We start from the raw sequence: 24,510 nt of genomic DNA on the forward strand, positions 1-24,510 counted from the left end.
CTCCTCGGAGTCCGCCAGTTTCGAGCGTCTCCGGTCAATGTCAATACGCGTTCGCGGATCGTACCGCGCGGGCGCTGGAGACACGACCGCCGTTTTCCGGCGCCGTCGCGAATTGCGCACGACGCCGCCGGTGACCCGCGTGATCCGTCGATCCATGAAAGGATGCCGATGATGACGTCCCCCACCACGACATCGGGCGCTGCGGCCGACGAGGCCACCCCGGCACCGCTGCCGCTGTCGTTCGCGCAGGAGCAGCTGTGGCTGGTGGACCAGCTCACCCCGGGCGAGTCCACGTACAACAGCCCCCTGTTCTACCGGTTGCGGGGCCCGCTCGACGTCGTCGCGCTGCGCCGGGCGTTCACCGGGCTCGTCGCCCGCCACGACGCGCTGCGGACCACCTTCGGCGCCCGCGACGGCGTGCCGTACCAGACGATCGCCCCACCCGCCGACGTGCCGATCGACGTCGAGCCGCTCGCCGGGGACCACGCCGCCCGGGAGGCGGCCCTGTCCGAGGCGCTGCACGACGAGGTGAGCACCCCGTTCGACCTGCGACGCGGGCCGCTGTACCGGATCCGGCTGCTGCGGGTGGCCGACGAGGATCACCTGCTCTGCCTGACGCTGCACCACATCGTCACCGACGGCTGGTCGACCGGGCTGCTCCAGCGGGACCTGGGCGCGCTCTACCGGGCCGCCGTCGAGGGGCACCCGCCGCGCCTCGCCCCGCCCCCCGGCAGGTACGCCGCGCACGTCCGGTCCCAGCGGGCGCGGGCGACGCCCGAGGCGCTGGAGGAGGGGCTGGCGTACTGGGCCGAGGCGCTGCGCGACCTGCCGACGCTCGACCTGCCCGGCGACCGGCCCCGACCGGTGGTGGCCAGCCAGCGCGGCCGGGCCGTCACCCGGGAGGTGCCGGCCGGCCTGGTCGACCGGCTGCACCGGCTCTGCCGGGAGCGGGGCGTGTCGCCGTTCATGGCGCTGACCGCCGCCCTGGCCACGGTGCTGGCCACCCACGCCGGGCAGGAGGACCTGCCGCTGGGGGTGCCGCTGCTCGGCCGCGACGAGCCGGAGCTGGAGGACGTGGTCGGGCTCTTCGTCAACATGGTCGTGCTCCGCCTCGACCTCACCGGCGACCCGACCTTCACCGAGCTGCTCGACCGGGTCGCCGAGGCGAACCTGTCCCTGTACGACCACGCCGACGTGCCGTTCGAGAGGGTGGTCGAGCGGGTCCGGCCGGTGCGCGACGAGTCGCGCAACCCGCTGTTCGGAGTGTGCGTCCAACTGCTCGGCGAGGGCACCACGGGTGCCGGACCGGAGCTGCCCGGCGTCGCCGTCGAGCTGGTCTCCCCGCCCTCGACGCGCGCGCCGTTCGACCTCTCGGTGGACTTCACCGCCGCCGGTGACCGGCTGACGATGCACGTCCAGTACGCCACGGACCTGTTCGACGACTGGCGGATCGAGGCGCTGCTCGACCACCTGTCGCGGGTGCTGGACGCCGCCTGCGCCGATCCCGACCGACCGCTGTCGGCGTTGCCGCTGCTCTCCGGCGAGCAGGAGCGGGCGCTGCTCGCCCTCGGCGACGGCGGGCCCGCGCCCGCCCACGACGAGCCGCTGGACGCCCGGATCGCGGCGGTCGCGGCGGGCACCCCGGACGCCGTGGCCGCCGTCTGCCGGGGACGCGAGCTGACGTACGGCGAGTTGCTGCGCCGGGCCGACGGCATCGCCGCCGAGCTGGTCAGCCGGGGGGTGGGGCCGGGCCGGGTGGTCGCCGTGGTCGTCGACCGGGACCTGGACGTGCTGCCCGCCATGCTCGGCGTGCTGCGGGCCGGGGCGGCCTTCGCGGTGCTGGACCCGCAGCACCCGGCCGCCCGGCTGGAGCACCTGATCCGGGACACCGCCGCCCCGGTGGTGCTCACCCGGTCCGCCCTGCTCGACCGGCTGCCCGCGGCCAGGGGCTGGGAGCCGGTGCTGACGGACCTGACCCCGCAGGCCCCGCCGGCCGCCCCGCGCAGCGCCGCCGACGCGCTGGCCGCGGTGGTCTACACCTCGGGCTCGACGGGCCGGCCGAAGGGGGTGGCGCTGGAGCACGCCGCGCTCGCCTGCTTCGTCGCGCACTACCGCCGGCGGTTCGACCTCGGACCGGCGGACCGGATGCTCCAGTTCGCCGCGCTGACCTTCGACGTCGCGCTCGGGGAGATCCTCACCGCGCTGACCGTCGGCGCCACGCTGCTGCTGGTCTCCCCGGAGGAGGGCTCGTCCCCGGACGAGGTGGCGGCGCTGGCCCGCGACCGGCGGGCGACGTACCTGGGGCTCACCCCGACCATGCTGGCCAGCTTGGAGCCCGGGCCGTACCCGGACCTGCGGGCGGTGATGAGCGGCGGCGAGGTGCTGCCGGCGGAGCTGGTCAACGCCTGGAACCTGCCGGGCCGCCGGATGGTCAACCTGTACGGCCCGACGGAGGCCGCCGTCGGCTGCGCCGACCACGAGTGCGCGCACGACCAGTGGCGCTCCGCGCCGCCGATCGGCCGCCCCCACCCCGGGCGGCGGTTGTACGTCATCGACCGGTACGGCCGGCTGGCCCCGCACGGCGCCAACGGCGAGCTGCTCATCGGGGGCGCCGGGCTGGCCCGGGGCTACCTCGGGCAGCCGGAGCTGACCCGGGAGCGGTTCGGGCCCGACCCGTTCCGCCCGGACGGCCGGGTCTACCGCAGCGGCGACCTGGTCCGATGGAACGCCGACGGCCGGCTGGAGTTCCTCCGCCGCCTCGACGACCAGGTGAAGCTGCGAGGGCTACGGGTCGAGCCCGGCGAGGTCGAGGCGGCGCTGGTGGCCCTGCCCGGGATCCGCCGGGCGGCGGTGGCGATCCGCCCCGACGCCCGCGGTGAGCCGTGCCTCGTCGGCTACCTGGCCGTGGACGGGACGCCGCCCGAGCCGGCCGGGCTGCGGGCCCGGCTCGGCGCGCAGCTGCCCGCCCACCTGGTGCCGGCCGTCTGGGTGGTGCTCGACGAGCTTCCGCTGACCACCTCGCAGAAGATCGACCGGACGGCCCTGCCCGACCCGGGTCCCGCCGACCCGGGCTTCGCCCGCGGCACGACCGCCCCGGCCACCGCCACCGAGCGGGCGCTGGCCGCCATGTTCGAGGAGGTGCTCGGCATCGCCGGGATCGGCGCCGACGCCGACCTGTTCGCCCTCGGCGGCAACTCGTTGCAGGCCATGCGGCTGATCAGCCGGATCAACCGGGCCTTCGGCGTCAAGCTCCAGCTCCGGCAGGTCTACGGCGCGGCCACGGTGGCCGACGTCGCCGCCCTGGTCGACCCGGCGGGGCACGGGCGGGCGGGGCGATGAGCGCCGACGCCACGGCCGTGATCGCCATGACCGACGCCATCGGGGGCCCGCCGCTGTGCTGCGTACCGGCCGTCTCCGGCTCGCCGTACCCGTACCTGCCGCTGGCGCGGCTGCTCGACGACCAGCCGGTCGTCGCACTGGAGGCCCCGGGGTTCGAGGACGACCGGCCCCCCGCCGGGTCGCTGGCGGAGCTGTCGGCCGGGTACGTCGAGGCGCTGCGGCAGGCCCGCCCCGGGCCGGCCTACGCGCTGCTGGGCTGGTCGATGGGGGGCGTCGTGGCCCTCGACATGGCGCACCGGCTGCGCCGGGCGGGGGCGCGGGTGCCGGCGCTGATCCTGGTCGACAGCGCGCTGCCCACGGCGATGCGCCACCCGGTGGGGCTGCACCGGGTGGCGAGGTTCGTGGTGGACCTGCTCGCCGCCGGGGGCGTCGACACCGCCGCCGTGGCCTCGGTGCTGGCGACCCTGCCCGTCGACACGCGGCCGGGGGCGGCGTTCGCGGCGCTGGGCCGGGCCGGGGTGCTCCCCGAGGACCTCGACGGGCCGTTCCTGGACAGCCGGTACCGGCTGTTCGAGGCGCACCTGTCCGCGCTGATCGCCCACCGGCCGGTCGAGGGGTACCCCGGCCCCGTCACCGTGGTCCGCGCCGCCGAGACACCGGCCGACCTGATGCGCTGGGAGCGGATCGCGGGGAACGTCACGCAGGTCGTCGTCCCCGGCGACCACTACTCGATCTGGCGAGGAGGTGGTCTGGCCGCGCTGAGCACCGTGGTGCGCCGGATCCTGCACGGCATCCGGCGCACCGACGCGGCGTCCGACCCGGACGAACCGCACCTCGACCGATGACCGACCCCCGGCTCAGGGCGCCCGGGCGCCCCGGAAGGAACGGCTGACGAATGTCCTCCAGCACCTGGCGGCGCGTGATCGTGCTGCTGGCCCTCGCGCTGTCCGCGTTCACCTTCAACACCACCGAGAACCTGCCGATCGGCCTGCTCTCGCTGATCTCCGACGACCTCGACGTCTCGCTGTCCTCGGTCGGCTACCTCGTCACCTGGTACGGCCTCACCGTGGCCGTGATCTCGCTGCCGTTCGCGCACGTGAGCCGCGGATGGCCCCGGCGGTACGTGCTCAGCGGCGTGCTGGCCGTCATGGTGGTGGCGACCCTGGTGTCGGTGCTGGCCGACTCGTACTGGGTCCTGCTCACCGCCCGGGTGGCCACGGCGCTGGCCCAGGCGCTGTTCTGGGCGGTGCTGGCTCCGGTGGCGGTGGGGTTGTTCTCCCCCGCCGTGCGGGGGCGGGTGATCGCGGTGATGTCGGTGGGCGGCTCGCTGGCCACCGTGCTCGGCGTGCCGGCCGGCACCTGGCTGGGCCAGCAGGGCGGTTGGCGCGCGCCGTTCCTGGCGCTGACCGCGCTGGGGGTGGTCGCGCTGGTGGTGATCGCGGTGCTGCTGCCGACGACCCGGCCCGAGGACAGCCACGGCGCGTACGCCTCCGCCCCGCACACCGGCCGCTTCGTCATCGTGCTGGCCACCACCGCCGTCTCGGTGACCGGCATGTTCGCCGGGTTCACCTACGTGGAACGGTTCCTCACCACCGTGACCGGCTTCGCCCCGGCGACGGTGAGCGTGATGCTGTTCGTCTTCGGCCTGGCCGGCATCGTCGGGGTGAGCGGGGTCGGCCAGCTTCTCGACCGGTTCCCGCACGGCTCGCTCGTGCTGACGGTGGGGTTGCAGGCGGTCGCGCTGACCGGGCTGTACCTGTTCGCCGACGTCAAGGCCGCCGTGATCGGGCTGCTCGCCCTGCTCGGCGCCTCCGCGGCCCCGGTGTTCATGGCCACCCAGGCGCGCATCCTCCAGGTCGCCCCGGGGCGGACCGAGCTGGGCTTCGCGGCGAACTCGGCGGCGTTCAACGTGGGCATCGCGGGCGGCGCGCTGATCGGCGGCGTGGCGCTGTCCGCGGTGGACACCCGGGGCACGTTCCTGGTCGGCGCGGTGCTGACCTTCGTGTCGCTGGCGATCGTGCTCGCCGAGCGGCTGCTCCCGGGCGGGACCAGCCCGGGCGGGACCAGCCCGGCGCAGGCCGTTCCGGCGCAGTCGAACCCGGCACGGTCGACACCGGAACGGGCCGCCGAGTCCCCCTGAGCGGCGGCGGACCACCCGGCGCGCGCCACGTCGACCGCCGGGGCCCCCACCCCGGACGGCCCGCGGTAGGCCTTCCCCTGCGGAAACGACGGCCGGCCGGCGCGGCGGGCAGCCGCGACGGCCGGCGGAGGGCGAGGTGAGCCGGTGGGAGGGAGCCCCGCCGTGGCGCAGGCGGGGCCCCTTCCACTCCGGTCAGCTGGCGGTGAGGGTGACGTCGTCGATGACGAAGCTGGTCTGCAGCGAGGCGTCCTCGACGCTGGTGAACTTCAGGGTGACGGTCTGCCCGGCGTACGCGGCGGCGTTGAAGGTGCGCTGCACGTAGCCGGTGGCCTTGTTCAGGTTCGAGTACGTCGCCAGCGTGGTGCTGCCGACCTGGACGGTGAGCTTGTCGTACGCCGTGGAGGTGGTGGTCTCGGCGGTGTCGATGTGCAGCCAGAACGACAGCGTGTACGTGGCGCAGCCGGCCGGGACGGTCAGCGACTGGGACAGCGACTCGGTGAAGCTGCTGCCGTTCCCGCCGAGCCACGCCTTGTAGGAGCCGGTGCGGGCGGCCTGGCTGGTGGAGTTGGTGATCACGCCGGTGGACCCCGTCCACGGGCTGGTGCCGCTCTCGAAGCTGGAGTTGCCGACCACCTGGCCGCCGGCGCAGCCGCCGGTGCCGGTCACCGTGATGTTGTAGGTGGCGGTGCGGGTCGCCGACCCGGTGCCGGTCACCGTGATGGCATAGGTGCCGGTGGCCGCCGTCGAGGAGGCGGCGACGGTCATCGTGGACGAGCCGCCGGAGGTGACCGACGACGGGCTGAACGACACGGTCACCCCGCTGGGCGCGCCGGAGGCCGACAGGGCGACGGTCTGGGCGCTGCCGGAGGTGGTGGCGGTGGAGACCGTGGCGGTGGTGGAGGCGCCCCGGGCGACGCTGCCGGAGGTCGGGCTGACCGCGACGGAGAAGTCGTTGGTCGGGGTGCCGCTGCCCACCGCCTGGTCCCAGATGGCGTACGCGATGCCGTCGGCGCTGCGGTTGAGCCCGGTGGCGTTGATGTTGCTGGTGGTGTCGCAGGACGAGTGGTAGCAGGGGTCGTACGAGGCGCTGGCCGTGCCGCCCCACTTGGCGGCCTGCGCGCTGGTCTTGCGGGCGCTGGCGCCCATCGCGTACCCGGAGGTGGGGATGCCGCCCTGCTGGAACGAGTAGTCGTCGGAGCGGCCCTGGCCCTCGACGTTCTCCTCCGGCGCCAGGCCCAGCGAGTCCCAGTACGCCTTCAGCGGCGCGGCGGTGGTGGAGGTGACCCGGTTGATGAAGTAGCCGCCGTTGGTGGAGGCGACCATGTCGAAGTTGTAGTACCCCTTGATGTAGCTCTTCTGGGTGGCGCTCAGCGAGTTGACGTAGAACTTCGAGCCCTGCAGGCCCTGCTCCTCGCCGTTCCACCAGGCGAACCGGACCCGCTTGGTCATGGTCGGGTTCTGCTGGGCCAGCACGAGGGCGTTCTCCAGCAGTACCGAGGAGCCGGAGCCGTTGTCGTTCATGCCGGGGCCGGCGGAGACGCCGTCCAGGTGGGAGCCGAACATGACCACCTGGTCGGCCGGCGCGGTGCCCGGCCACTCGGCGATGACGTTGTTGCCCGGGTAGGTGCAGCTCGTGCAGGTCTGCTCGGTGACCGTGTAGCCGGCTGCCTGGAGCTTGCCCTTGACGTAGCTGACGGAGGCCGTGTAGCCGGCCGAGCCGGCCCGGCGGTGGCCGCCGTTGCTGCTGGCGATGCTCTGGAGCTGGGTCAGGTGGGCCTGGACGTTGGTCACGGAGATGTCCGGGGCGGCCAGCGCGGCGAACGCCGGGGCGGGGGCGGGCGCGGCGGCGGCCGGCAGCGTCGCCGTGGACGCCGTCAGCGCGACGGCGGCGGCGAGCGCGATGCCCGCGGTCAACGTTGTGCGTCTCATGATGCTCCTCGGTGCAGGTCGGGGGTTCGTGCACCTGGGCGTGACCGGACCCCGCGCGCCGGGTGGGCGGCGGGGTCCGGCGGCGTCCGGAGGGGCGCCGCGACGTTCGTTCCAGGGAAGCAAACACTGACATGCGTCTATCCCCTGGTCAACATCCATTACGGTCATACTCCGCACCGATTCCCCGATCGCGGCACGGCGTGGACGCTGCCCGGCACCGACGGGTCGCGCGGCCCGGGGGGGGCGGTGGCGCGGGTCGGGGCGGGTCAAACGGTCGGGGCCGGCCGTCAGGCGGTCGCGGCGGCCACGGCCCGGCCGGCGGTCCGGCCGGAGAAGAGGCAGCCGCCGAGGAAGGTGCCCTCCAGGGAGTTGTAGCCGTGCATGCCCCCGCCGCCGAAGCCGGCCACCTCGCCGGCCGCGTACAAGCCGGGCAGCGGCTGCCCGTCGGCCCGCAGCACCCGGCCGTCCAGGTCGGTGTGCAGCCCGCCGAGGGTCTTGCGGGTGAGGATGTTGAGGCGGACGGCGATCAGCGGCCCGGCCGCCGGGTCCAGCAGCCGGTGCGGCGGGGCCACCCGGATCAGCCGGTCGCCCCGGTACGCCCGCGCGCCCCGGACCGCGGTGACCTGGGCGTCCTTCCCGAACGGGTTGGCGATCGCCCGATCCCGGGCCTCGACGGTCCGCCGCACCTGCGCGACGTCCAGGCTGGGGCCGCCGTCCGGGGCGACGAGGTCGTTCATGCCGGCGACCAGGGCCTCTAGGGTGTCGGCGACGACGAAGTCCTCGCCGTGCTCCAGGAACGCCGCCACCGGCGCGGGGATGCCCGCGCGGGCCCGGTCGACCACCTGCCGGATGCTGCGGTTGGTCAGGTCCGGGTTCTGCTCCGAGCCGGAGAGCGCGAACTCCTTGGCGATGATCTTCTTGGTGAGCAGGAACCAGCTGTGGTCGTGGCCGGTGGCGCGCAGGTGGCGCAGCGTGGCGAGGGTGTCGAAGCCGGGGAACAGCGGCGCCGGCAGGCGTCGGCCGGTGGCGTCCAGCCACAGCGAGGACGGCCCCGGCAGGATCCGGATGCCGTGCTGCGGCCAGACCGGGTCCCAGTTGCGCAGCCCCTCGACGTAGTGCCACATCCGGTCGGGGTTGATCACCTGCCCGCCGGCGGCCTCGGTGATGCCGATCATCCGCCCGTCGACGTGCGCCGGGACGCCGGAGACCATCCGCTTCGGCGGGGTGCCGAGCCGGGCCGGCCAGGCCGCCCGGACCAGGTCGTGGTCGCCGCCGATCCCGCCGGAGGTGACGACGACGGCCTGCGCCGCGTACGCGAACTCGCCGACCTCGACCCGGGAGCTGGGCGCGCCGCGCGGGGCGTCGCTGGGCTCCAGCACCGCCCCGCGTACCCCGGTGACCGCGCCGCCGGTGGTGACCAGGTCGTCGACGCGGTGCCGGAAGCACAGCCGCACCCGGCCGGCGTCCACCGCCGCGCGCAGCCGGCGGGCGAACGGCTCGACCACCCCGGGGCCGGTGCCCCAGGTGACGTGGAACCGGGGCACCGAGTTGCCGTGCCCGTCCGCCGCGCCGCCGCCCCGCTCGGCCCAGCCGACCACCGGGAAGAGCCGGTGCCCCATCGACCGCAGCCAGGCCCGCTTCTCCCCGGCCGCGAAGTGCACGTACGCCTCGGCCCACCGGCGCGGCCAGTGGTCCTCCGCGCGGTCGAACGCGGCGCTGCCCAGCCAGTCCTGCCAGGCCAGCTCCACGCAGTCGCGGACGCCCATCCGCCGCTGCTCGGGCGAGTCGACCAGGAACAGCCCGCCGAACGACCACCACGCCTGCCCGCCGAGGTTCTGCTCCGGCTCCTGGTCCAGCAGCAGCACCGTCCGGCCGGCGCCGGCCGCCTCGGTGGCGGCGACCAGGCCGGCCAGTCCGGCCCCGACAACGATCACATCCGCGTCCATCCCGGAACCCTACGAACCATGGTGCCAAAATCGGTGGTACGCCGGCGCAGGATCGGCCCCGACTTTTGTCATCCGGATGACAAGAACTGCGGAAGGCAGGCGGAGCGTGGCGGACACCCTGGAAGAGTTGGAGCCCCGCCTCGCCGGGCTCCCCCGACACGTCGGCGAGCACCTGCGGGCGGTCCGGCCGCGGCTGCACGAGGAGACGCTCCACAGCGTCCGGGCCACCATGCGGGCCCAGGGCCGCTCGCTGACCGGCGGGCAGGGCCGGGGCCTCGCCCTGGGCGTGGAAACCGCCGTCGACGCGTTCGTGGCGGCCGTCGCCGACCCCGGCCGGTCCCTCGCCGACACCCGGCGGGTCTTCCACGGCCTCGGCCGCACCGAGTACCAGGAGGGGCACCGCGTCGACGCGCTGCGCTCGGTGCTCACCGTCGGCGCCCGGGCCCTCTGGGCGTTCCTGGTCGCGCCCGAGCGGCCGGACCGGCTCGCCGCCGACGAGCTGTACCTCATCGCCGCCGCCCTGTTCGGCTACACCGACACCCTCGCCGGGGCCGCCGCCGAGGGCTACCTCGACGAGCAGCGGGACGCCGCCCACGACTGGACCGTGGTGCGCCGCCGGCTGATCACCCTGCTCGTCCAGCCGGACCCGCCCGGCGACGCCGCGCTGCACGCCGCCGCCGAGGCCGCCCGGTGGCCGCTGCCCGGCACCGTCGCCGTGGTCAGCGTCGACGGCACCGACGACGAGCACCTCGCCCGCGCCATCGGCGGCGGCGCGGTGGCCACGGTCATCGACGACGTGGTCCGGATCGTGCTGCCCGACCCGGGCGCCCCGGGCCGCCTCGCCCATCTGCGCCGGGCGCTGACCGGCCGGCGGGCGGCCCTCGGCCCGGCCGTGCCGCTGCGGCAGGCCCGCACGTCGTACCGGCTGTCCCGGCGGGCGCTGCGCCTGCAACGGGACGGCGTGCTGCCCGCCGACGGCGTGCTGGACTGCGACGCACACCTGCTCACCCTGCTCACCGCCTGGGAGCCGGGGCTGACCGACCGGCTCGTCGCGCGGGCGCTGGCGCCGCTGGCCCCGCTCGGGCCGGCCGCCCGGCGCGCCCTCGCCGACACGCTCGCCGCCTGGCTGGACACCCAGGGCCAGGTGGTCGAGACCGCCCGGCTCCTGCACACCCACCCGCAGACCGTCCGGTACCGGCTGCGCCGACTGCGCGAGCGGTACGGCGCGCAGCTCGACGACCCGGACGCCCGGCTCGCCCTGCACCTCGCGCTGCGCCACCACCTCGGCCGCCGCCCCTGACCACCCCCGCCGCTCCGGCCCTGGTCAGCGGGCCGGGGCGGCCGGACCTGGTCAGGCGGGTGGGGTCAGCGGGCCGGGGCGAGCAGGGCCTCGACCTCTGCCGTGGTGGCCGGATGCGCGGCGAGCAGAGCGACCACCTCCGGATCGACCGCCGTCCCGGGCCCGGTGGCCGGCTCGCCGACCCGCCACTCGCCGGGGCAGCCGAGCAGGTCGGCCACGGCGTCGCAGGTCGCCGGGTGGCCGACGAGCAGATCGACCACCGGCCCGGCCTGGGCGGACGCCGGCGCGGCGGCGGGTGACGCCGCCGGTCGGGCCGCCCACGGCGGCACCCAGGCGTCCAGGGCGGGCAGGGTGGCGGGGAACGTCCGGCCGGCCTCGCGGACCAGCGTCGGCACCAGCTCACCCGCCTGCTCGCGCAGGGTGGTGATCAGCGTCGGCAGCCAGGGCAGCAGCACCGGGTCGGGCAGCCGGGCGAACGCCGTGGACATCAGCTCGACCACGAACGGCGCAAGGCCGGGAACCGGCTCCAGGGCCTGCACGAACCCGCTGAGGTACTGCGGGAACGCCGGCACCACCAGCGGGTTGGCCAGCAACTCCACGGCGCGGGCCCGCAGCTCGGCCAGCGGCAGCAGGCCGAGCTGGTGCTGGGCGGCCCAGTGCAGCGCCACCCGGGCCGGCGCCTCCGGCCGGGACTGCCGCACGGCCAGTTCGAGCTGGGCCCGGTCGCAGCCGAGCGCCAGCGCGAGGCTCTCCATGCCGAACAGGAAGCCCAGCATGGCGGCCACCTGACGGACCCCCGCCTCGGCATCGACGAACGCGGTGGGCAGCAGGGTGCAGTAGTGGGCGTAGCCGGTGGTGACGAAGGCCGCGCACCAGGCCGGCAGCTCCGGCTCGGTGGCCCGGTAATGGGCCAGCAGCCGGCGGATGCGGCGCAGCACCTCCGGGGCCTCGTCGACGGTCCGCTCGGCGGCGAGCAGCTCCACGGCGCGGGCGCCCAACTCGTCGACGAGCCGGCGGCCGTCGAGCAGCAGGATCGCGTCCTCGACCGCCTCCAGCGCGACCGCCGCGGTGGCCTGCGGCCCCCACGCCCGACGGCGCAGCCGCTGTTCGAGGACCTGCTCGACGGTGACACCCTCGTAGCCCAGCTCGATCAGCGCGCGCTGGTGCCGGCCGAGCGCCAGGTCCCAGCTCTCCTGCGTCGAGCGCTCCCCCAGCCGCCGCTCGCCCATGATGGGGCGGACCGCGTCGCGGGGCAGCAGGTGGCGCAGCCGCCACAGCAGGTCGGAGCAGGGGACCACGGCCGGCTGGCCCTGGAGGTCCAGCAGGGCACGTTGGATGGTGCGCTTGTCCAGGTCGAGCCCGAGCGGGGCGAGCCGGTCGAGCACGTCGCGGGCCAGCGGCGGCAGGGCCTCGTAGCCGACCTGGCCGATCCGGTCGCCGCCGAGCAGGATCTCGCAGAGCCGGCGGACGTCCCGTCGGCCCGGCACCACGTCCTTCTCGATGCAGGTCACCGCCGCGTCGGCGAAGTCGTACGGGGTGGGGCGGGCCCGGTTACGCAGCCCGGCGAGCAGGATCGACGTCTCGAACACGGCGATCGCGTCGGCGGTGCTGGCCAGGTACCCGTTGCGCCGCGCCAGCCGGACGATGTCCACGCACCAGCCGCGCAGCTCCGCCTCGTCGAGGCCGTCGAGCACCGGCGGGCGGGCCAGGAAGACCGACAGCCGGTCGGTCACCGGCTCGTCGGCCACCGCGACCGGGGCGGCGGACCTGCGGGAGCGCCCCGACGCCCGCTTGCCGCCCTGCTGGCCGGCGAGCCGGAACGGGACCGCGCCCGAGCGGGACACCGCCTTGGCCCAGGTGGCGGCGGCGATGGACACCGAGCCGGGTGCCAACCCGAACTGCGCCTCGATCGCCGAATGGCTGGACGGGATCAGCCCGTACAGCCAGCGGGTGGCGGTGCGCGGGCTGATCTCGTACGGGGCCGCGTCGGGGCCCGTGCCGAACTGCGCGACGGGGCTGGCGGCGTGGAACGCGCCGCAGACGTACAGGCAGTCGGCCGGGTCGGTGCCGGAGGCGGCCAGGTGCTCCCGCATCCGGGTCCACATGTAGCGCTCGCGCTCCTCGTCGCGGTCGAGCCGCTCGGCGTCGGCCGGGCGCAGCCGCCGGAACAGGCTGCCGATCAGCACCATCACCTGGCGGTACGTCTCGTGGTCGGCGCCGACCAGGGGCTGCTCGACGTACTGGTCCCACCACTCCGACCAGTGCCGCACCTTGCCGTGGTGCAGCAGGTACGTCTCCAGCTCGGCGAAGCGGGGCCGTAGGTCGCCGATCTCCACGCCGACGGCGTCGCCGTGCAGCGCCGCCTCCTCCTCGTGGGTCGCCGGTGCCTCCTGCGGCGCCCCGTCGGCGGGGCCGGCCGCCTCGCCCCCGGCAGGGTCCCGGGGCGACCACTGGAACACGTGGTCGACCGAGCGGTCCACCAGCACCAACTCCACGCCGGGGGTCTCCAGCGCGTACGCGATGGCCTGGTACTCCGCCGACGCCTCGGTGATCGGGGCGACGACGCTCAGCGGCGCCCACTCGACGGGGAACCCGTCCAGCTTCGAGGCGAACGCCTGCACCGCAACCGGCAGCCGGCAGTTGCGCAGCTCCCCCAGCAGGGGTTGCAGGTCCTCGCACAGCTCCAGGTAGATGACCTTCGGCCGCTTCGCGCGCAGCCGGCGCACCATGGCCAGCGCGGAGGCCGGCGAGTGGTGGCAGACCGGGAAGATCTCCAGCCGCTCGCCGAGCGCCCGGTCGACGTCGTCGACCATCCCGGTGAGGATGCCGGCGAGCGCACCCGGGCTGCCGGCGAACGTCTCGGCGGCGTCGGTGAGCTGCTCGCGCAGCCCTCGGAACGCGCCGGACGCGGCACCGGCGGCCGAGGGCCGGTCCCCGGCCGGCCCGGTGGCGTCGGCCGGCGACCCGGCCGGTGGGATCACGCCGGGCGGCGGTGGTGGGGTCGCGCCGGGCGGCGCGGTCGTCGGGCCGGTCACGACAGGTTGGCAATCGCCTGACGGCCGCCGTCGAGGAAACCCTCCCAGGAGCCGCCGTCCTTCTTGGCCCGGGGCTCCACGACGCCGTGCAGGTACTTGTTGAGGATGGCCAGGTCCTCCGGGCTGCGCCGGGCCAGCGAGCCGACCAGCGAGCCGGCGAGGGTCTCGGCGCTCAGGGTACGGTCGCCGAAGAACTGGCTGTGCAGGATCGCGTCCTCCAGCACGCCGATCTGCTCGGCGGTGGACAGCGCCGACTCCAGCTTCTCGTCGTCGCTGGTGGCCGAGGCGGCGGCGGCCCGCAGGTCGGCGAAGCTCTGCAGCAGGATGTCCAGCAGGGTGGGCGGGACGTCCAGCTCGATGCTGTGCCGGCGCAGCAGTTCCTCGGTGCGGAACCGGACGATCTCCGCCTCGCTGCGCTTGTTGGTCACCACGGGGATGCGGACGAAGTTGAACCGTCGCTTCAGGGCCGAGGACAGGTCGTTGACGCCCCGGTCCCGGCTGTTGGCGGTCGCGATGATCGAGAAGCCGGGCTTGGCGAAGACGATGTTGTCGTCGTCCAGCTCGGGGATGGAGACGTACTTCTCGGACAGGATGGAGATCAGCGCGTCCTGCACGTCGCTGGTGGAGCGGGTCAGCTCCTCGAACCGGCCGATCACCCCCTGCTCCATCGCGGTCATGATCGGCGAGGGGATCATCGAGTCCCGGGACTGACCCTTGGCGATCACCATGGAGACGTTCCACGAGTACTTGATGTGGTCCTCGGTGGTGCCGGCGGTGCCCTGCACCACGAGGGTGGAGTTGCCGCAGATCGCGGCGGCGAGCAGCTCGGCCAGCCAGCTCTTGCCGGTGCCCGGGTCGCCGATCAGCAACAGGCCCCGGTCGGAGGCGAGGGTGACGATGGCCCGCTCGACGAAGCTGCGGTCGCCGAACCACTTCTGGGCGACCTCCCGGTCGAGCCCGTCGGCTCGCTCGGAGCCGAGCACGAACAGCCGCACCATGCGGGGGCTCAGCCGCCAGGAGAACGGCTTCGGGTCGGTGTCGACCGACTCCAGCCAGGCCAGTTCCTCGGCGAACTTGACCTCGACGGGGGCACGCAACATCTCGGACATGTCAGGGGTCTCCTAGGTGAGGAAGTTCTTGAGCTCGAAGACGAGTTTGCGGATGTGGCCGGAGATGACCGGGGTGCCCAGGTCCTTGAGGCGCTGGCGGAACCAGGGGTTGACGATCTGGCTGCCGGAGCTGTTGACCGAGCCGACCGGGATGAACTTGACCCCGGAACGGTGCACCGCCTCGATGCCGTCGAACAGCGGCTGCGAGCGGTTGAACTCGTAGAAGTCCGAGATCCACACCATGACGGTGTTGCGCGGCTCGACGATCTTGGGCCGGGCCATGGCCATCGCCACCGGGCCGTCGTTGCCGCCGCCGAGCTTGGTGCGCAGCAGCACCTCGAACGGGTCGTGCACCCACGGGGTCAGGTCCAGCGCCCGGGTGTCGTACGCGATGAGGTGCACGTCCACCTTGGGCAGCCCGGCGAAGATGGACGCCAGGATGGTGCAGTTGACCATCGAGTCGACCATCGAGCCGGACTGGTCGACCACCACGATCAGCCGGGCCGGGGTGGTGCGCCGGGCGGTCTGCCGGTAGTAGAGCCTGTCGACGTAGAGGCGCTGGTCCTCCGGGCTCCAGTTGGTGAGGTTCTTCCAGATCGTGCGGTCCAGGTCCAGGTTGCGGAACACCCGCTTCGGGGGCACCGACCGGTCGATCGTGCCCACGCTGGTCTGCTCGACCTGGGTGCGCAGCACCTCGGCGACCTCGTCGACGTACCGGCGGATCAACGCCTTCGCGTTGGCCAGTGCCACCCCGGACAGGTTGGACTTGTCCCGCAGCAGCTGCTCGATCAGCGACATGCTCGGGGTGAGCTTCGCGGCCAGCCTCGGGTCGGCGAGCACCTCGCGCAGGTGCATCCGGCGCACCAGGTCGCCCTCCAGGCCGGCCAGCACTCCACCCAGCCCGCCGCCGGCCCCGGCCTGCCGGCGCAGCTCACCCGGCTCGCAGCCGAGCGCCCGCTCGAACCAGCCGGCGTCGGACTGCCACCGGGCGAGCTCACTGGCGCTGACGCTGCCCCCGCCGGTGGCGAAGACGTTGAGCAGCAGCTTGGACACCAGCGCCGCCCGCCGCACCTCGGCCTCCCCCGCCGGGGTTGACTGGCCGTCCACCGCGGCCGGCTCGCCGTCCGCCGGCTGACCGGGGGTGAGCAGGCCGTCCAGCTCGTCGGCGAGGCCGGGGAAGCGCTGGACCACGGTGTCGACGGAGACCGACGGGTCGAGCAGCGCGGCCGGCAGGCCGAGGTCGTCGACGACGGCCACGCTCGCCGCCTCCAGGGACGGCTGCTCGTCGGCGGGGTCGAAGAGCCGGGCCAGCAGCCGCCAGTAGAGCACCTGCCGACGGTTGGCGTCGGCGTTCGCCTGCGCGCCTCCTCCGCGCGCCTCGGGGGTCGCGCTCATCGGCGCAGCAGCCGTCCGGCGCGTTCCCGCAGCACGGCGACGGAGTCGCCGGCCTTCGCCTCGGCCTTGGCGACCTTCGGGTCGGTGGGGCCCTGCGCCCAGTCGCCGTTGTGCGCGGCGACCGTGGCTCGCTTGACCGTGGCCTGCACGGCGAGCGGCTGCACCGCCCACCGGCCGTCCCAGCGCAGCAGCCCCAGGCAGGCAGTCGAGGCGGCGACCAGGGCCGGGGTCAGCGGGCCGCAGGCCGGCAGCCGGTCGACGTCCACCGCGACGCGTTCCCCGTCGACGGTGAACCGGAGGCCGCCGTCCTCGTCGGTGTCGACGGCGTACCCCTCCAGCAGCACCGGCTCGGTGACGGCGACCGGGTGCCGGCCAAGCGGCGGGACCGGCGCGGCGACCGCGGTGGGCAGCAGCACCCGGGCGGTGGCGAACGGGTCGGCCGGCTCGCCGGGGCGGGCCTGCCCGTCGCGCCACCACAGGTCGCCGCCGGACAGCGGAAGGTCGGTCACCTCCAGGCTGCGGTGCTCGGCGAGCGCGCCCAGCAGGACCGGGTGATCGGTGAGCAGCCGCCACAGCGCCGGCCCGACGATGGTGTCGACCTTGGTGGCGGTGACGCCGGTGCGCACGAGGCGGGCCGGGCCGCCGTCGGCCGGTTCGAGGACGGCGTGTGCCTGCACCTGGACGGCGGTGGCGTGCTCGTGCACGTCGACGCCGAGCACCAGCAGCCGCCCGGAGACGGTCTCGACGCCGGCGGCGGACGGGTCGGGGACGCCGGCGGCCTCCTGGGCGAGCAGCACGGCGCGGGCCCACAGGTCGGCCCAGCGGCGGGCCGGCACCGCTGGCATCGTGGCGACCGGGCAGGACGCGCGCAGCTCGGCGGCCAGGCCGTCGAGGAGGACGGCCAGCCGACGCAGCGCCGGGACGGCAAGGGTCGCCTCGACCGGCCGGCTGCCGGCCGCGACCAGGTCGTGGTCGACGCCGCGCCAGCCGGTGATGGCCAGCTCGGTCAGCCAGGACCGGGCGGCGGACAGCGGGGCCGCCGCCTCGGCGGGCAGCGGGCCGGCGGGCGGGGTCGGCTGCGCCACGCGTTCCCGGCCGAGGGCGGCGTCGGCCCCGGCGAGCAGGGCGTCGTGCGCCGCGCCGAGCAGGGCCGTGCGCGCCCCGGCCAGGGCGGCCAGGTGCTCGTCGGCCGGCGACCCCGCGGTGAGCTTGGCGACCGCCTCGGCGACCCGGTCGCCGAGCGGGGTGGCGGCCAGGGCGGCGACGAGGTCGCCGAGCGCGGCGGCCTGCGCCTCACCCACCCGGGCCAGGCCGGCGACGAGCGCGTCGTCGAGGCCGGCGACCAGGTCCAGGGTCGGGGCGAGACCGGCCGGCGTGGCGTCGCGCAGCGCGGTGAGCTGGGCCCCGCGCATCAGCGACCCGCCCCGGTCGCCGGAAACCAGTGCAGCTCGGGCAGCGGGCCGTCGGCGGCCGGCAGCTCCAGGTAGGCCAGGTGACGCAGGAACCGGCTGAACACCACCGCCGCCGGGGTCGGTTCGTGGTGGCCGTCGAGCCGGCGGGCCAGGTCGGCGCCCGTCTGCACGCCGTCGGTGACGTCGATGCGCAGGTACCGGCCGACGCGCTCGACACCGTACTGGAGGACGGCCTCGTCGAGCAGGGCGTGCAGGTGCTTGCAGGGCGCGCCGCGCAGGCCGCCGCAGGGCCGGTTGTTGTTGGTGGAGCAGTTGAAGCCGTGGCTGCCGGCCGCGATCGAGGAGACGTAGACCCGCTCGATGTCGGAACCGCTGGACACCACCCCCTGCAACCGGCCGTCCGCCAGCTCGACGAAGGGAACCTTCGCCAGCTTGCGGGAACGCACCGCGGGCAGCACCGGCGCGAGGCTGCGCCGCTCCCACGGGACGTGCTCCGTCTCCAGCACCTACGACCTCCGCACCCGGTGCGCCCGCGGGCGCACCGACTCCGCGCCGACGACGGGCCGGCGCACGACAAAAGGGGGTGACGGGCGCGACGACCCGCCGGAACCGGGGCCACCGGGGCGCCGCGTCCTGAGAAGGATCTTGCCTCAGGGGTACGACAGGAAACGCCCGCCCCTGGGGGCAGGATCGGCGGCCGGTGCGGGCCTGTGCACCCTGCGTCCCGGCGCGGCGCCGACCCGCCGGCCGGGGGCATCGCCCGGGTGGCCCGAGTCGGCCCGGGGTGCGACACGTCCCGGCTGGTGGCAATCTGGCCCGGGCGGGCCGGCACGCACAGTACGGTGACGGCCGCGCAACGGTTGAGCAGGTGCGGGAGGAGAGCCGGAGAATGGCCGAGGACATCACCACCACCGACGAGTGGCGGGCGCTGGCGGCGCACGCGGAGAAGGCCCGGGAAGCGCACCTGCGCGACCTGTTCGCCGCCGACCCGGACCGGGGTGAACGCCTCGCCGGTGAGGTGGCGGACCTGCACGTCGACTGGAGCAAGAACCTCGTCACCGACGAGACGCTCGCGCTGCTCGCCGCCCTGGCGCGGCGGGCCCGGCTGACCGACCGGATCGCCGCAATGTTCTCCGGCACGCCCATCAACGCCACGGAGCACCGGGCGGTGCTGCACACCGCGCTGCGCCTGCCGCGGGACGCCTCGCTGAGCGTGGACGGCCGGGACGTGGTGGCCGACGTGCACGAGGTGCTGGACCGGATGGCCGCGTTCGCCGACCGAGTCCGCTCCGGGCAGTGGATCGGGCACACCGGCGGGCGGATCCGCACGGTGGTCAACATCGGCATCGGCGGCTCCGACCTCGGGCCGGTCATGGCGTACGAGGCGCTGAAGGCGTACCGGGACGCCGGGATCTCCTGCCGGTTCGTCTCCAACATCGACCCCACCGACATCGCCGAGGCGACCGCCGATCTGGACCCGGCGAGCACCCTGTTCGTGGTGGTGTCGAAGACGTTCTCCACCCAGGAGACCCTGGCCAACGCCCGGCAGGCGCGCGACTGGCTGCTGGCCGGCCTCGACGGCGACGAGTCGGCCGTGGCCCGGCACTTCGTCGCGGTGAGCACCAACGCCGATCGGGTGCGGGACTTCGGCATCGACCCGGAGAACATGTTCGGCTTCTGGGACTGGGTGGGCGGCCGGTACTCGCTGCCCTCGGCCGTCGGGCTGTCGGTCATGCTGGCCGTCGGGCCGGAACGCTTCCGCGAGCTGCTGGGCGGCTACCACGCCGTCGACGAGCACTTCCGGACCGCGCCGGTGGAGCGCAACGTGCCGGCGCTGCTCGGGCTGCTCAACGTGTGGTACACGAACTTCCTCGGCGCGCAGACCCACGCGGTGCTGCCGTACTCGCAGTACCTGAACCGCTTCCCGGCTTACCTGCAGCAGCTCACCATGGAGAGCAACGGCAAGTCGGTGACCCTGGACGGCACGCCGGTGTCGTACGACACCGGGGAGATCTTCTGGGGCGAGCCGGGCACCAACGGCCAGCACGCCTTCTACCAGCTCATCCATCAGGGAACCCGGCTGGTGCCGGCGGACTTCATCGGGTTCAGCCGCCCCCGGCACGACCTGGACGACATGCACGACCTGTTCATGTCGAACTTCTTCGCGCAGACCGCCGCGCTGGCCTTCGGCCGGACCCGGGAGCAGGTCGAGGCGGAGGGCACGCCGGCCGAGCTGACGCCGCACAAGGTGATGCCGGGCAACCACCCGACCACCTCGATCACCGCCGCCGAGCTGACCCCGGCGGTGCTCGGCCAGCTCATCGCCCTGTACGAGCACATCGTGTTCACCGAGGGCGCGATCTGGGACATCAACCCGTTCGACCAGTGGGGCGTGGAGCTGGGCAAGGTGATGGCCAACCAGCTCGCGCCGCTGCTCACCGGGGACGAGGCCGACCTGTCCGGGCTGGACTCGTCCACCCGCGCCCTGATCGCCCGGTACCGGGCGCAGCGGCACACTGACTGATCGTCACCGCCGTCCCACCTGATCGGCCGACGCCCGCAGGGGCGTCGGCCGATTAGTCTTCTCGCGGCCCCGAAATTTCTCCGCCCCGGGCCCGGCGATTTCCTTCCAGATCACACGGCCTCGCGCTGACTTTTGTCACCCCCGACCCGTGTAACACGCATTCCGCTTCGTGACTTAGGGCACTGGGTTCGGGCGGCCACCTCCACGAAACTCGATTCAACGCCGGAGAACAGAACCGGCCGGGATCGCGGAGGGGGCCACGGTGGACGAGCGCTACGACAACTACTGCGCCGCTGACCGGCTCTTCTACGACTCGCTGGGCAGCTCGGTCGCGCAGCCGGCCTTCGCCGCCGCCGAGCGGGACGTGCCCGCGGGCTGGCGCCGCGAGTCGCTCGACGACTGGCTGATCCACGCCCCGGAGGGCGGCTCGCTGCCGCAGCAGGGCTGGAAGATCCACGTGTCGGCCACCCTGGCCAACGCCGAGCGGGTGCTCGACGCCGTGTGGGCGTACTGCGTGCCGCGCGGGCTGTCGTTCAAGTTCCTGCGCGGTCCGCGCACCCTGCTGCTGCGCAACTCCAAGTACGCGGCCCGCTCGGCCAGCGGCAAGTTCGTCACCATCTACCCCCGGGACGCCGCCGAGCTGGAACTGGCCTGCAAGGAGCTCGACGCGCTGCTGGGCGGGGAGGCCGGGCCGTACATCCTCAGCGACCTGCGCTACGGCGCCGGCCCGGTCCACGTACGCTACGGCGGCTTCGCCCGCCGCTACTGCCTCTCCCCGGACGGGCAGGTGGTCCCCGCGATCGCCGACGGCGCCGGCACGCTGGTGCCCGACCGCCGCGACCCCGTGTTCCACCTCCCGGACTGGGTCACCCTGCCGGACTTCCTCGCCCCGCACCTGGCCGCCCGTGGCGCCACCAGCACCACCGAGGTGCCGTACCGGATCGAGAAGGTCATCCACTTCTCCAACGGCGGGGGCCTGTACGTGGGCCGGGACCTGCGCACCGACACCGAGGTGGTGCTCAAGGAGGCCCGCCCGCACGCCGGCCTGGACGCCGACGGCATCGACGCGGTGGCCCGGCTGGAGCGGGAGGCCGCCGCCCTGCGCCGGCTCGCCGACCTGTCCCAGGTGCCCGCCGTGCACGACGAGTTCGCCCTCGGCGAGCACCGCTTCCTGGCCCTGGAGTTCATCGAGGGCCGGGCGCTGAACAAGGTCGTCGTCGACCGGTACCCGCTCATCGACGCCGACGCCACCGAGGCAGACCGCGCGGCGTACGCCGACTGGGCGCGGGACGTCCTGACGCAGGTCGAGGCGATCGTCGCCGCGATCCACGAGCGCGGCCTGGTCTACGGCGACCTGCACCTGTTCAACATCATGGTCCGCCCCGACGACCGGGTGGCGCTGGTCGACTTCGAGGTCGCCGCGCCGATCGAGGGGCACCGCCGGCCGGGGCTGCGCAACCAGGGCTTCGCCGCGCCCGGCGACCGGACCGGCCCGGCGGTCGACCGGTACGCCCTGGCCTGCCTGCGCCTGGCGCTGTTCCTCCCGCTGACCCAGCTCGTCCGGATCGCCCCGGACAAGGCCGCGCACCTGGCCGACGTGATCGCCGAGAGCTTCCCGGTCCCCCGACCGTGGCTGGCCGAGGCGGTCGCCGAGATCACCGGGACCGCCGCGCCCACCGCTCCCGACCGCGAGGCCGCGACCGGGGCCGCCGGCTCGACCGCCCCCGACCCGCGCCGGTACGACCTCGACGGCGACTGGCCCGACGTGCGACGGCGGATCGCCACCGCCATCCTCGCCAGCGCCACCCCGGATCGCGACGACCGGCTCTTCCCCGGCGACATCGCGCAGTTCCACACCGGCGGGCTCAACCTCGCCCACGGCGCCGCCGGGGTGCTGCACGCCCTGGCCGTCAGCGGCGCGGGCCGCCGACCCGAGCACGAGGACTGGCTGGTGCGGCGGGCCACCGCCCCCGCGTCCGGCACCCGACTGGGCTTCTACGACGGCCTGCACGGGGTGGCGTACGCGCTGGAGCACCTGGACCGCCGGTCCGACGCCCTCGACGTACTCGACATCTGCCTGCGCCAGCCCTGGGCCGAGCTGGACCTGAGCCTGGCCAGCGGCCTGTCCGGGATCGCACTGAACCTCGCCGAGCTGGCCGGGCGCACCGGGGAGACCGGGCTGCGCGACGCCGCCGACAGGGTGACGGCGGCCGTCGTCGAACGGCTCGCCGACGACCCCGGCCCGGACATCAGCGGCGGACGCAACCCGTACGCGGGCCTGCTGCGCGGTCGTACCGGACCGGCGCTGCTGCTGCTGCGGCTGCACGAGCTGACCGGCGAGGAGGCCCTGCTGGATCACGCGGCCACCGCGCTGCGCCAGGACCTGCGCCGGTGTGTGGTGCGCCCGAACGGCGCGCTGGAGGTCAACGAGGGCTGGCGGACCATGCCGTACCTCGGGCAGGGCAGCGTCGGCATCGGGCTGGTGCTGGACCAGTACCTGCGCCACCGCGCCGACGAGCGGTTCGCCGAGGCGAGCGCCGGGGTACGCCGCGCCGCCCGGTCCCCGTTCTACGCCCAGTCCGGCCTCTTCGCCGGGCGGGCCGGGATCATCGCGTACCTGGCCACCCTGACCGACGACCCGGTGCAGCGCGGCGAGCTGGACGCGCAGTTGCGCCGGCTCGCCTGGCACGCCCTGCCGTACGGCGGCGGCACCGCCTTCCCCGGCGAGCAGCTCCTGCGGCTGTCCATGGACCTGGGCACCGGTTCCGCCGGGGTGCTGCTGGCGCTGGCCGCCGCGCGGCACGACGAGCCGGTGGCCCTGCCCTTCCTCGCGCCGCTGGCCGGCGCGCCGAGACTCCCTCGCATCAGCGGGGGCCAGCCTGACCGCACCCACCACGGATGGAGGTGATTTGACATGGCGCTCCTGGACCTCCAGGGCCTCGAGATGGCCCCGGCCGACCGCACCGGCGGCGGCTCCAGCGCGAGCCTGCTGCTCTGCGGCGACAGCTCGCTCTCCATCACCACCTGCAACTGACCACACCGACCGCACCGACCACGCCACGGATGGAGGTGATTTGACATGGCGCTCCTGGACCTCCAGGGCCTCGAGATGGCCCCGGCCGACCGCACCGGCGGCGGCTCCAGCGCGAGCCTGCTGCTCTGCGGCGACAGCTCGCTCTCCATCACCACCTGCAACTGACCGGGTCGATCCGCGGCGCCCCGGGTGGACAGCACGAGTCCACCCGGGGCCGCCCGCCGTTCCAGGGGGAACCGATGCGCACGGGCGACAGGCTGTTGCGGCGGGCGGTCCGCGACGCCGGGGGGTGGACAGCCACGCTGGCCATGGTCACGTTGACCGGCGCCGTCGCCGAGCTGCTGCTGCCGGCGGTGCTCGGCCTCGCCGTCGACGCGGCGCTGACCGGCGGCACCCGGTGGTGGCCGGCCGCCGCCTGCGCCCTGGTCGTCGTCCTGGTCGCCACCGACACCCTCGGCGACCTGGCCAGCGGGTACGGCGCCGCCCGCGCCACCGCCCGGATCCGGACACGCCTGCTGCGGCACCTGTTCGCCCTCGACGTGCGCGCCGCCCGCCGGCACCCGGTCGGGGACCTGGTCGGCCGGCTGGTCGGGCAGGCCGCCGACGCCGGTCAGGCCGGCACCGCCGTCGTGCTCGGCGCGATCGCGGTGCTCCCCCCGCTCGGCAGCGTCGTCGCGCTCACCCTGATCGAGCCGGTGCTCGGGGTCACCCTGCTCGCCGGGCTCGTGCTGCTGGCCGGCCTGATGCGCGCGTTCGTCACCGATGCCTCGGCGGCCACCGCCGGCTACCAGAAGACCCTGAACTCGATCGCCGGCCGGCTGCTGGAGTCCCTGACCGGCGCCCGGACCATCGCCGCCGCCGCGACCCGCAGCCGGGAGGAGCAGCGGATCCTCGCCGCGCTGCCGGAGCTTCGCGGGTACGGCCGGCGCGGCTGGGAGCTGCTGGCCCGGGCCAGCGCCCGCACCGCCGCCGTGGCGCCGCTGCTGCAACTGAGCGTGATCGCCGTCGGCGGGTACGCGCTGACCGCCGGCTGGCTCACCCCCGGCCAGCTCGTCTCGGCGGTCCGCTACGCGGCCACCGGTGCCGGGCTGGGCGCGGTGCTGGCCACCCTGAACCGCCTGGTGCGCAGCCGCTCCGGGGCGGCCCGGGTCGCCGAGCTGCTGGCGTACCCGACGCCGGCCGACGGCGACCGGCCGCTGCCGCCGGGCCGCGGGGCGCTGCGGCTGAGTTCGGTGAGCGTGTACGCCGACGACGGCCGGCCCGTCCTCGACGGCGTCGACCTGACCGTCCCGGCCGGGGCGACGGTGGCCGTGGTCGGCCCGTCCGGCGCCGGCAAGTCCACCCTCG

16 protein-coding genes are annotated in these 24,510 nt (G+C 74.9%); 9 read left to right on the forward strand and 7 right to left on the reverse strand.

The annotated features are described in order from the left end of the window. The first annotated feature begins 171 nt into the window (after positions 1-171). The 3 genes from ABT023_RS24060 to ABT023_RS24070 are packed head-to-tail and all read left to right on the forward strand — an operon-like array spanning position 172 to position 5,479. On the forward strand, positions 172-3,339 hold the full coding sequence (locus ABT023_RS24060; RefSeq protein ID WP_350888658.1) for a non-ribosomal peptide synthetase: 3,168 nt from the start codon (positions 172-174) through the stop codon (positions 3,337-3,339). Further along, positions 3,336-4,184, forward strand: a complete 849-nt coding sequence (locus ABT023_RS24065) for a thioesterase domain-containing protein (protein WP_350888659.1) — start codon at positions 3,336-3,338, stop codon at positions 4,182-4,184. Before ABT023_RS24060 ends, ABT023_RS24065 begins: the two co-directional genes overlap by 4 nt. A 50-nt stretch (positions 4,185-4,234) precedes the next feature. Continuing rightward, the gene (locus ABT023_RS24070; protein WP_350888660.1) at positions 4,235-5,479 is read left to right on the forward strand and encodes an MFS transporter; all 1,245 of its coding nucleotides are present in this window, start codon (positions 4,235-4,237) and stop codon (positions 5,477-5,479) included. Positions 5,480-5,671: 192 nt separating this feature from the next. Here the strand turns inward: ABT023_RS24070 and ABT023_RS24075 are convergent, their stop codons facing one another. Both ABT023_RS24075 and ABT023_RS24080 read right to left on the reverse strand, forming a co-directional pair. Further along, complete coding sequence (locus ABT023_RS24075; RefSeq protein WP_350888661.1) at positions 5,672-7,408, reverse strand: M28 family peptidase; 1,737 nt, start codon at positions 7,406-7,408, stop codon at positions 5,672-5,674. 287 nt (positions 7,409-7,695) lie between these two features. After that, positions 7,696-9,354, reverse strand: a complete 1,659-nt coding sequence (locus tag ABT023_RS24080) for an FAD-binding dehydrogenase (protein WP_350888662.1) — start codon at positions 9,352-9,354, stop codon at positions 7,696-7,698. Between the two features lie 106 nt (positions 9,355-9,460). Here ABT023_RS24080 and ABT023_RS24085 point away from each other — a divergent pair, with 106 nt between their 5' ends. Beyond that, the gene (locus ABT023_RS24085; protein ID WP_350888663.1) at positions 9,461-10,654 is read left to right on the forward strand and encodes a PucR-like N-terminal domain-containing protein; all 1,194 of its coding nucleotides are present in this window, start codon (positions 9,461-9,463) and stop codon (positions 10,652-10,654) included. Between the two features lie 65 nt (positions 10,655-10,719). Here the strand turns inward: ABT023_RS24085 and ABT023_RS24090 are convergent, their stop codons facing one another. The 5 genes from ABT023_RS24090 to ABT023_RS24110 are packed head-to-tail and all read right to left on the reverse strand — an operon-like array spanning position 10,720 to position 18,063. After that, positions 10,720-13,632, reverse strand: a complete 2,913-nt coding sequence (locus ABT023_RS24090) for a DUF5682 family protein (protein WP_502890745.1) — start codon at positions 13,630-13,632, stop codon at positions 10,720-10,722. A 53-nt stretch (positions 13,633-13,685) separates the two neighbouring features. Next, positions 13,686-14,798, reverse strand: a complete 1,113-nt coding sequence (locus tag ABT023_RS24095) for an ATP-binding protein (protein WP_350888664.1) — start codon at positions 14,796-14,798, stop codon at positions 13,686-13,688. Between the two features lie 12 nt (positions 14,799-14,810). Next, positions 14,811-16,193 (reverse strand): VWA domain-containing protein, encoded by a 1,383-nt coding sequence (locus ABT023_RS24100; protein ID WP_350888665.1) that lies wholly within the window; start codon positions 16,191-16,193, stop codon positions 14,811-14,813. Beyond that, complete coding sequence (locus ABT023_RS24105) at positions 16,190-17,605, reverse strand: hypothetical protein (RefSeq protein ID WP_350888666.1); 1,416 nt, start codon at positions 17,603-17,605, stop codon at positions 16,190-16,192. Before ABT023_RS24105 ends, ABT023_RS24100 begins: the two co-directional genes overlap by 4 nt. Further along, positions 17,605-18,063 (reverse strand): hypothetical protein, encoded by a 459-nt coding sequence (locus tag ABT023_RS24110; RefSeq protein WP_350888671.1) that lies wholly within the window; start codon positions 18,061-18,063, stop codon positions 17,605-17,607. Before ABT023_RS24110 ends, ABT023_RS24105 begins: the two co-directional genes overlap by 1 nt. A 431-nt stretch (positions 18,064-18,494) precedes the next feature. On the opposite strand from ABT023_RS24110, the gene pgi reads away from it, so the two are divergent. The 5 genes from pgi to ABT023_RS24135 all read left to right on the forward strand — a co-directional run. Continuing rightward, positions 18,495-20,129, forward strand: coding sequence for a glucose-6-phosphate isomerase (pgi, locus tag ABT023_RS24115; protein WP_350888667.1), 1,635 nt, complete (start codon positions 18,495-18,497; stop codon positions 20,127-20,129). Positions 20,130-20,391: 262 nt separating this feature from the next. After that, positions 20,392-23,037, forward strand: a complete 2,646-nt coding sequence (gene lanKC, locus ABT023_RS24120; RefSeq protein ID WP_350888668.1) for a class III lanthionine synthetase LanKC — start codon at positions 20,392-20,394, stop codon at positions 23,035-23,037. Between the two features lie 6 nt (positions 23,038-23,043). Next, positions 23,044-23,163, forward strand: coding sequence for a SapB/AmfS family lanthipeptide (locus ABT023_RS24125; RefSeq protein ID WP_117669281.1), 120 nt, complete (start codon positions 23,044-23,046; stop codon positions 23,161-23,163). Positions 23,164-23,208: 45 nt separating this feature from the next. After that, positions 23,209-23,328, forward strand: coding sequence for a SapB/AmfS family lanthipeptide (locus ABT023_RS24130; protein WP_117669281.1), 120 nt, complete (start codon positions 23,209-23,211; stop codon positions 23,326-23,328). A 74-nt stretch (positions 23,329-23,402) separates the two neighbouring features. Further along, the coding region (locus ABT023_RS24135) for an ABC transporter transmembrane domain-containing protein (protein WP_350888669.1) at positions 23,403-24,510 on the forward strand (1,108 nt) is incomplete at its 3' end.

It is taken from the genome of Micromonospora sp. NPDC002296 (genome assembly GCF_040296145.1).
Taxonomy (GTDB): Bacteria; Actinomycetota; Actinomycetes; order Mycobacteriales; family Micromonosporaceae; genus Micromonospora.

Excerpts from the sequence above, each read along its gene's own strand:
- ABT023_RS24060 (WP_350888658.1), top strand. The coding sequence starts at position 172 with ATGACGTCCCCCACCACGACATCGGGCGCTGCGGCCGACGAGGCCACC.
- ABT023_RS24065 (WP_350888659.1), top strand. The coding sequence starts at position 3,336 with ATGAGCGCCGACGCCACGGCCGTGATCGCCATGACCGACGCCATCGGG.
- ABT023_RS24070 (WP_350888660.1), top strand. The coding sequence starts at position 4,235 with ATGTCCTCCAGCACCTGGCGGCGCGTGATCGTGCTGCTGGCCCTCGCG.
- ABT023_RS24075 (WP_350888661.1), bottom strand. The coding sequence starts at position 7,408 with ATGAGACGCACAACGTTGACCGCGGGCATCGCGCTCGCCGCCGCCGTC.
- ABT023_RS24080 (WP_350888662.1), bottom strand. The coding sequence starts at position 9,354 with ATGGACGCGGATGTGATCGTTGTCGGGGCCGGACTGGCCGGCCTGGTC.
- ABT023_RS24095 (WP_350888664.1), bottom strand. The coding sequence starts at position 14,798 with ATGTCCGAGATGTTGCGTGCCCCCGTCGAGGTCAAGTTCGCCGAGGAA.
- ABT023_RS24100 (WP_350888665.1), bottom strand. The coding sequence starts at position 16,193 with ATGAGCGCGACCCCCGAGGCGCGCGGAGGAGGCGCGCAGGCGAACGCC.
- ABT023_RS24105 (WP_350888666.1), bottom strand. The coding sequence starts at position 17,605 with ATGCGCGGGGCCCAGCTCACCGCGCTGCGCGACGCCACGCCGGCCGGT.
- pgi (WP_350888667.1), top strand. The coding sequence starts at position 18,495 with ATGGCCGAGGACATCACCACCACCGACGAGTGGCGGGCGCTGGCGGCG.
- ABT023_RS24125 (WP_117669281.1), top strand. The coding sequence starts at position 23,044 with ATGGCGCTCCTGGACCTCCAGGGCCTCGAGATGGCCCCGGCCGACCGC.
- ABT023_RS24130 (WP_117669281.1), top strand. The coding sequence starts at position 23,209 with ATGGCGCTCCTGGACCTCCAGGGCCTCGAGATGGCCCCGGCCGACCGC.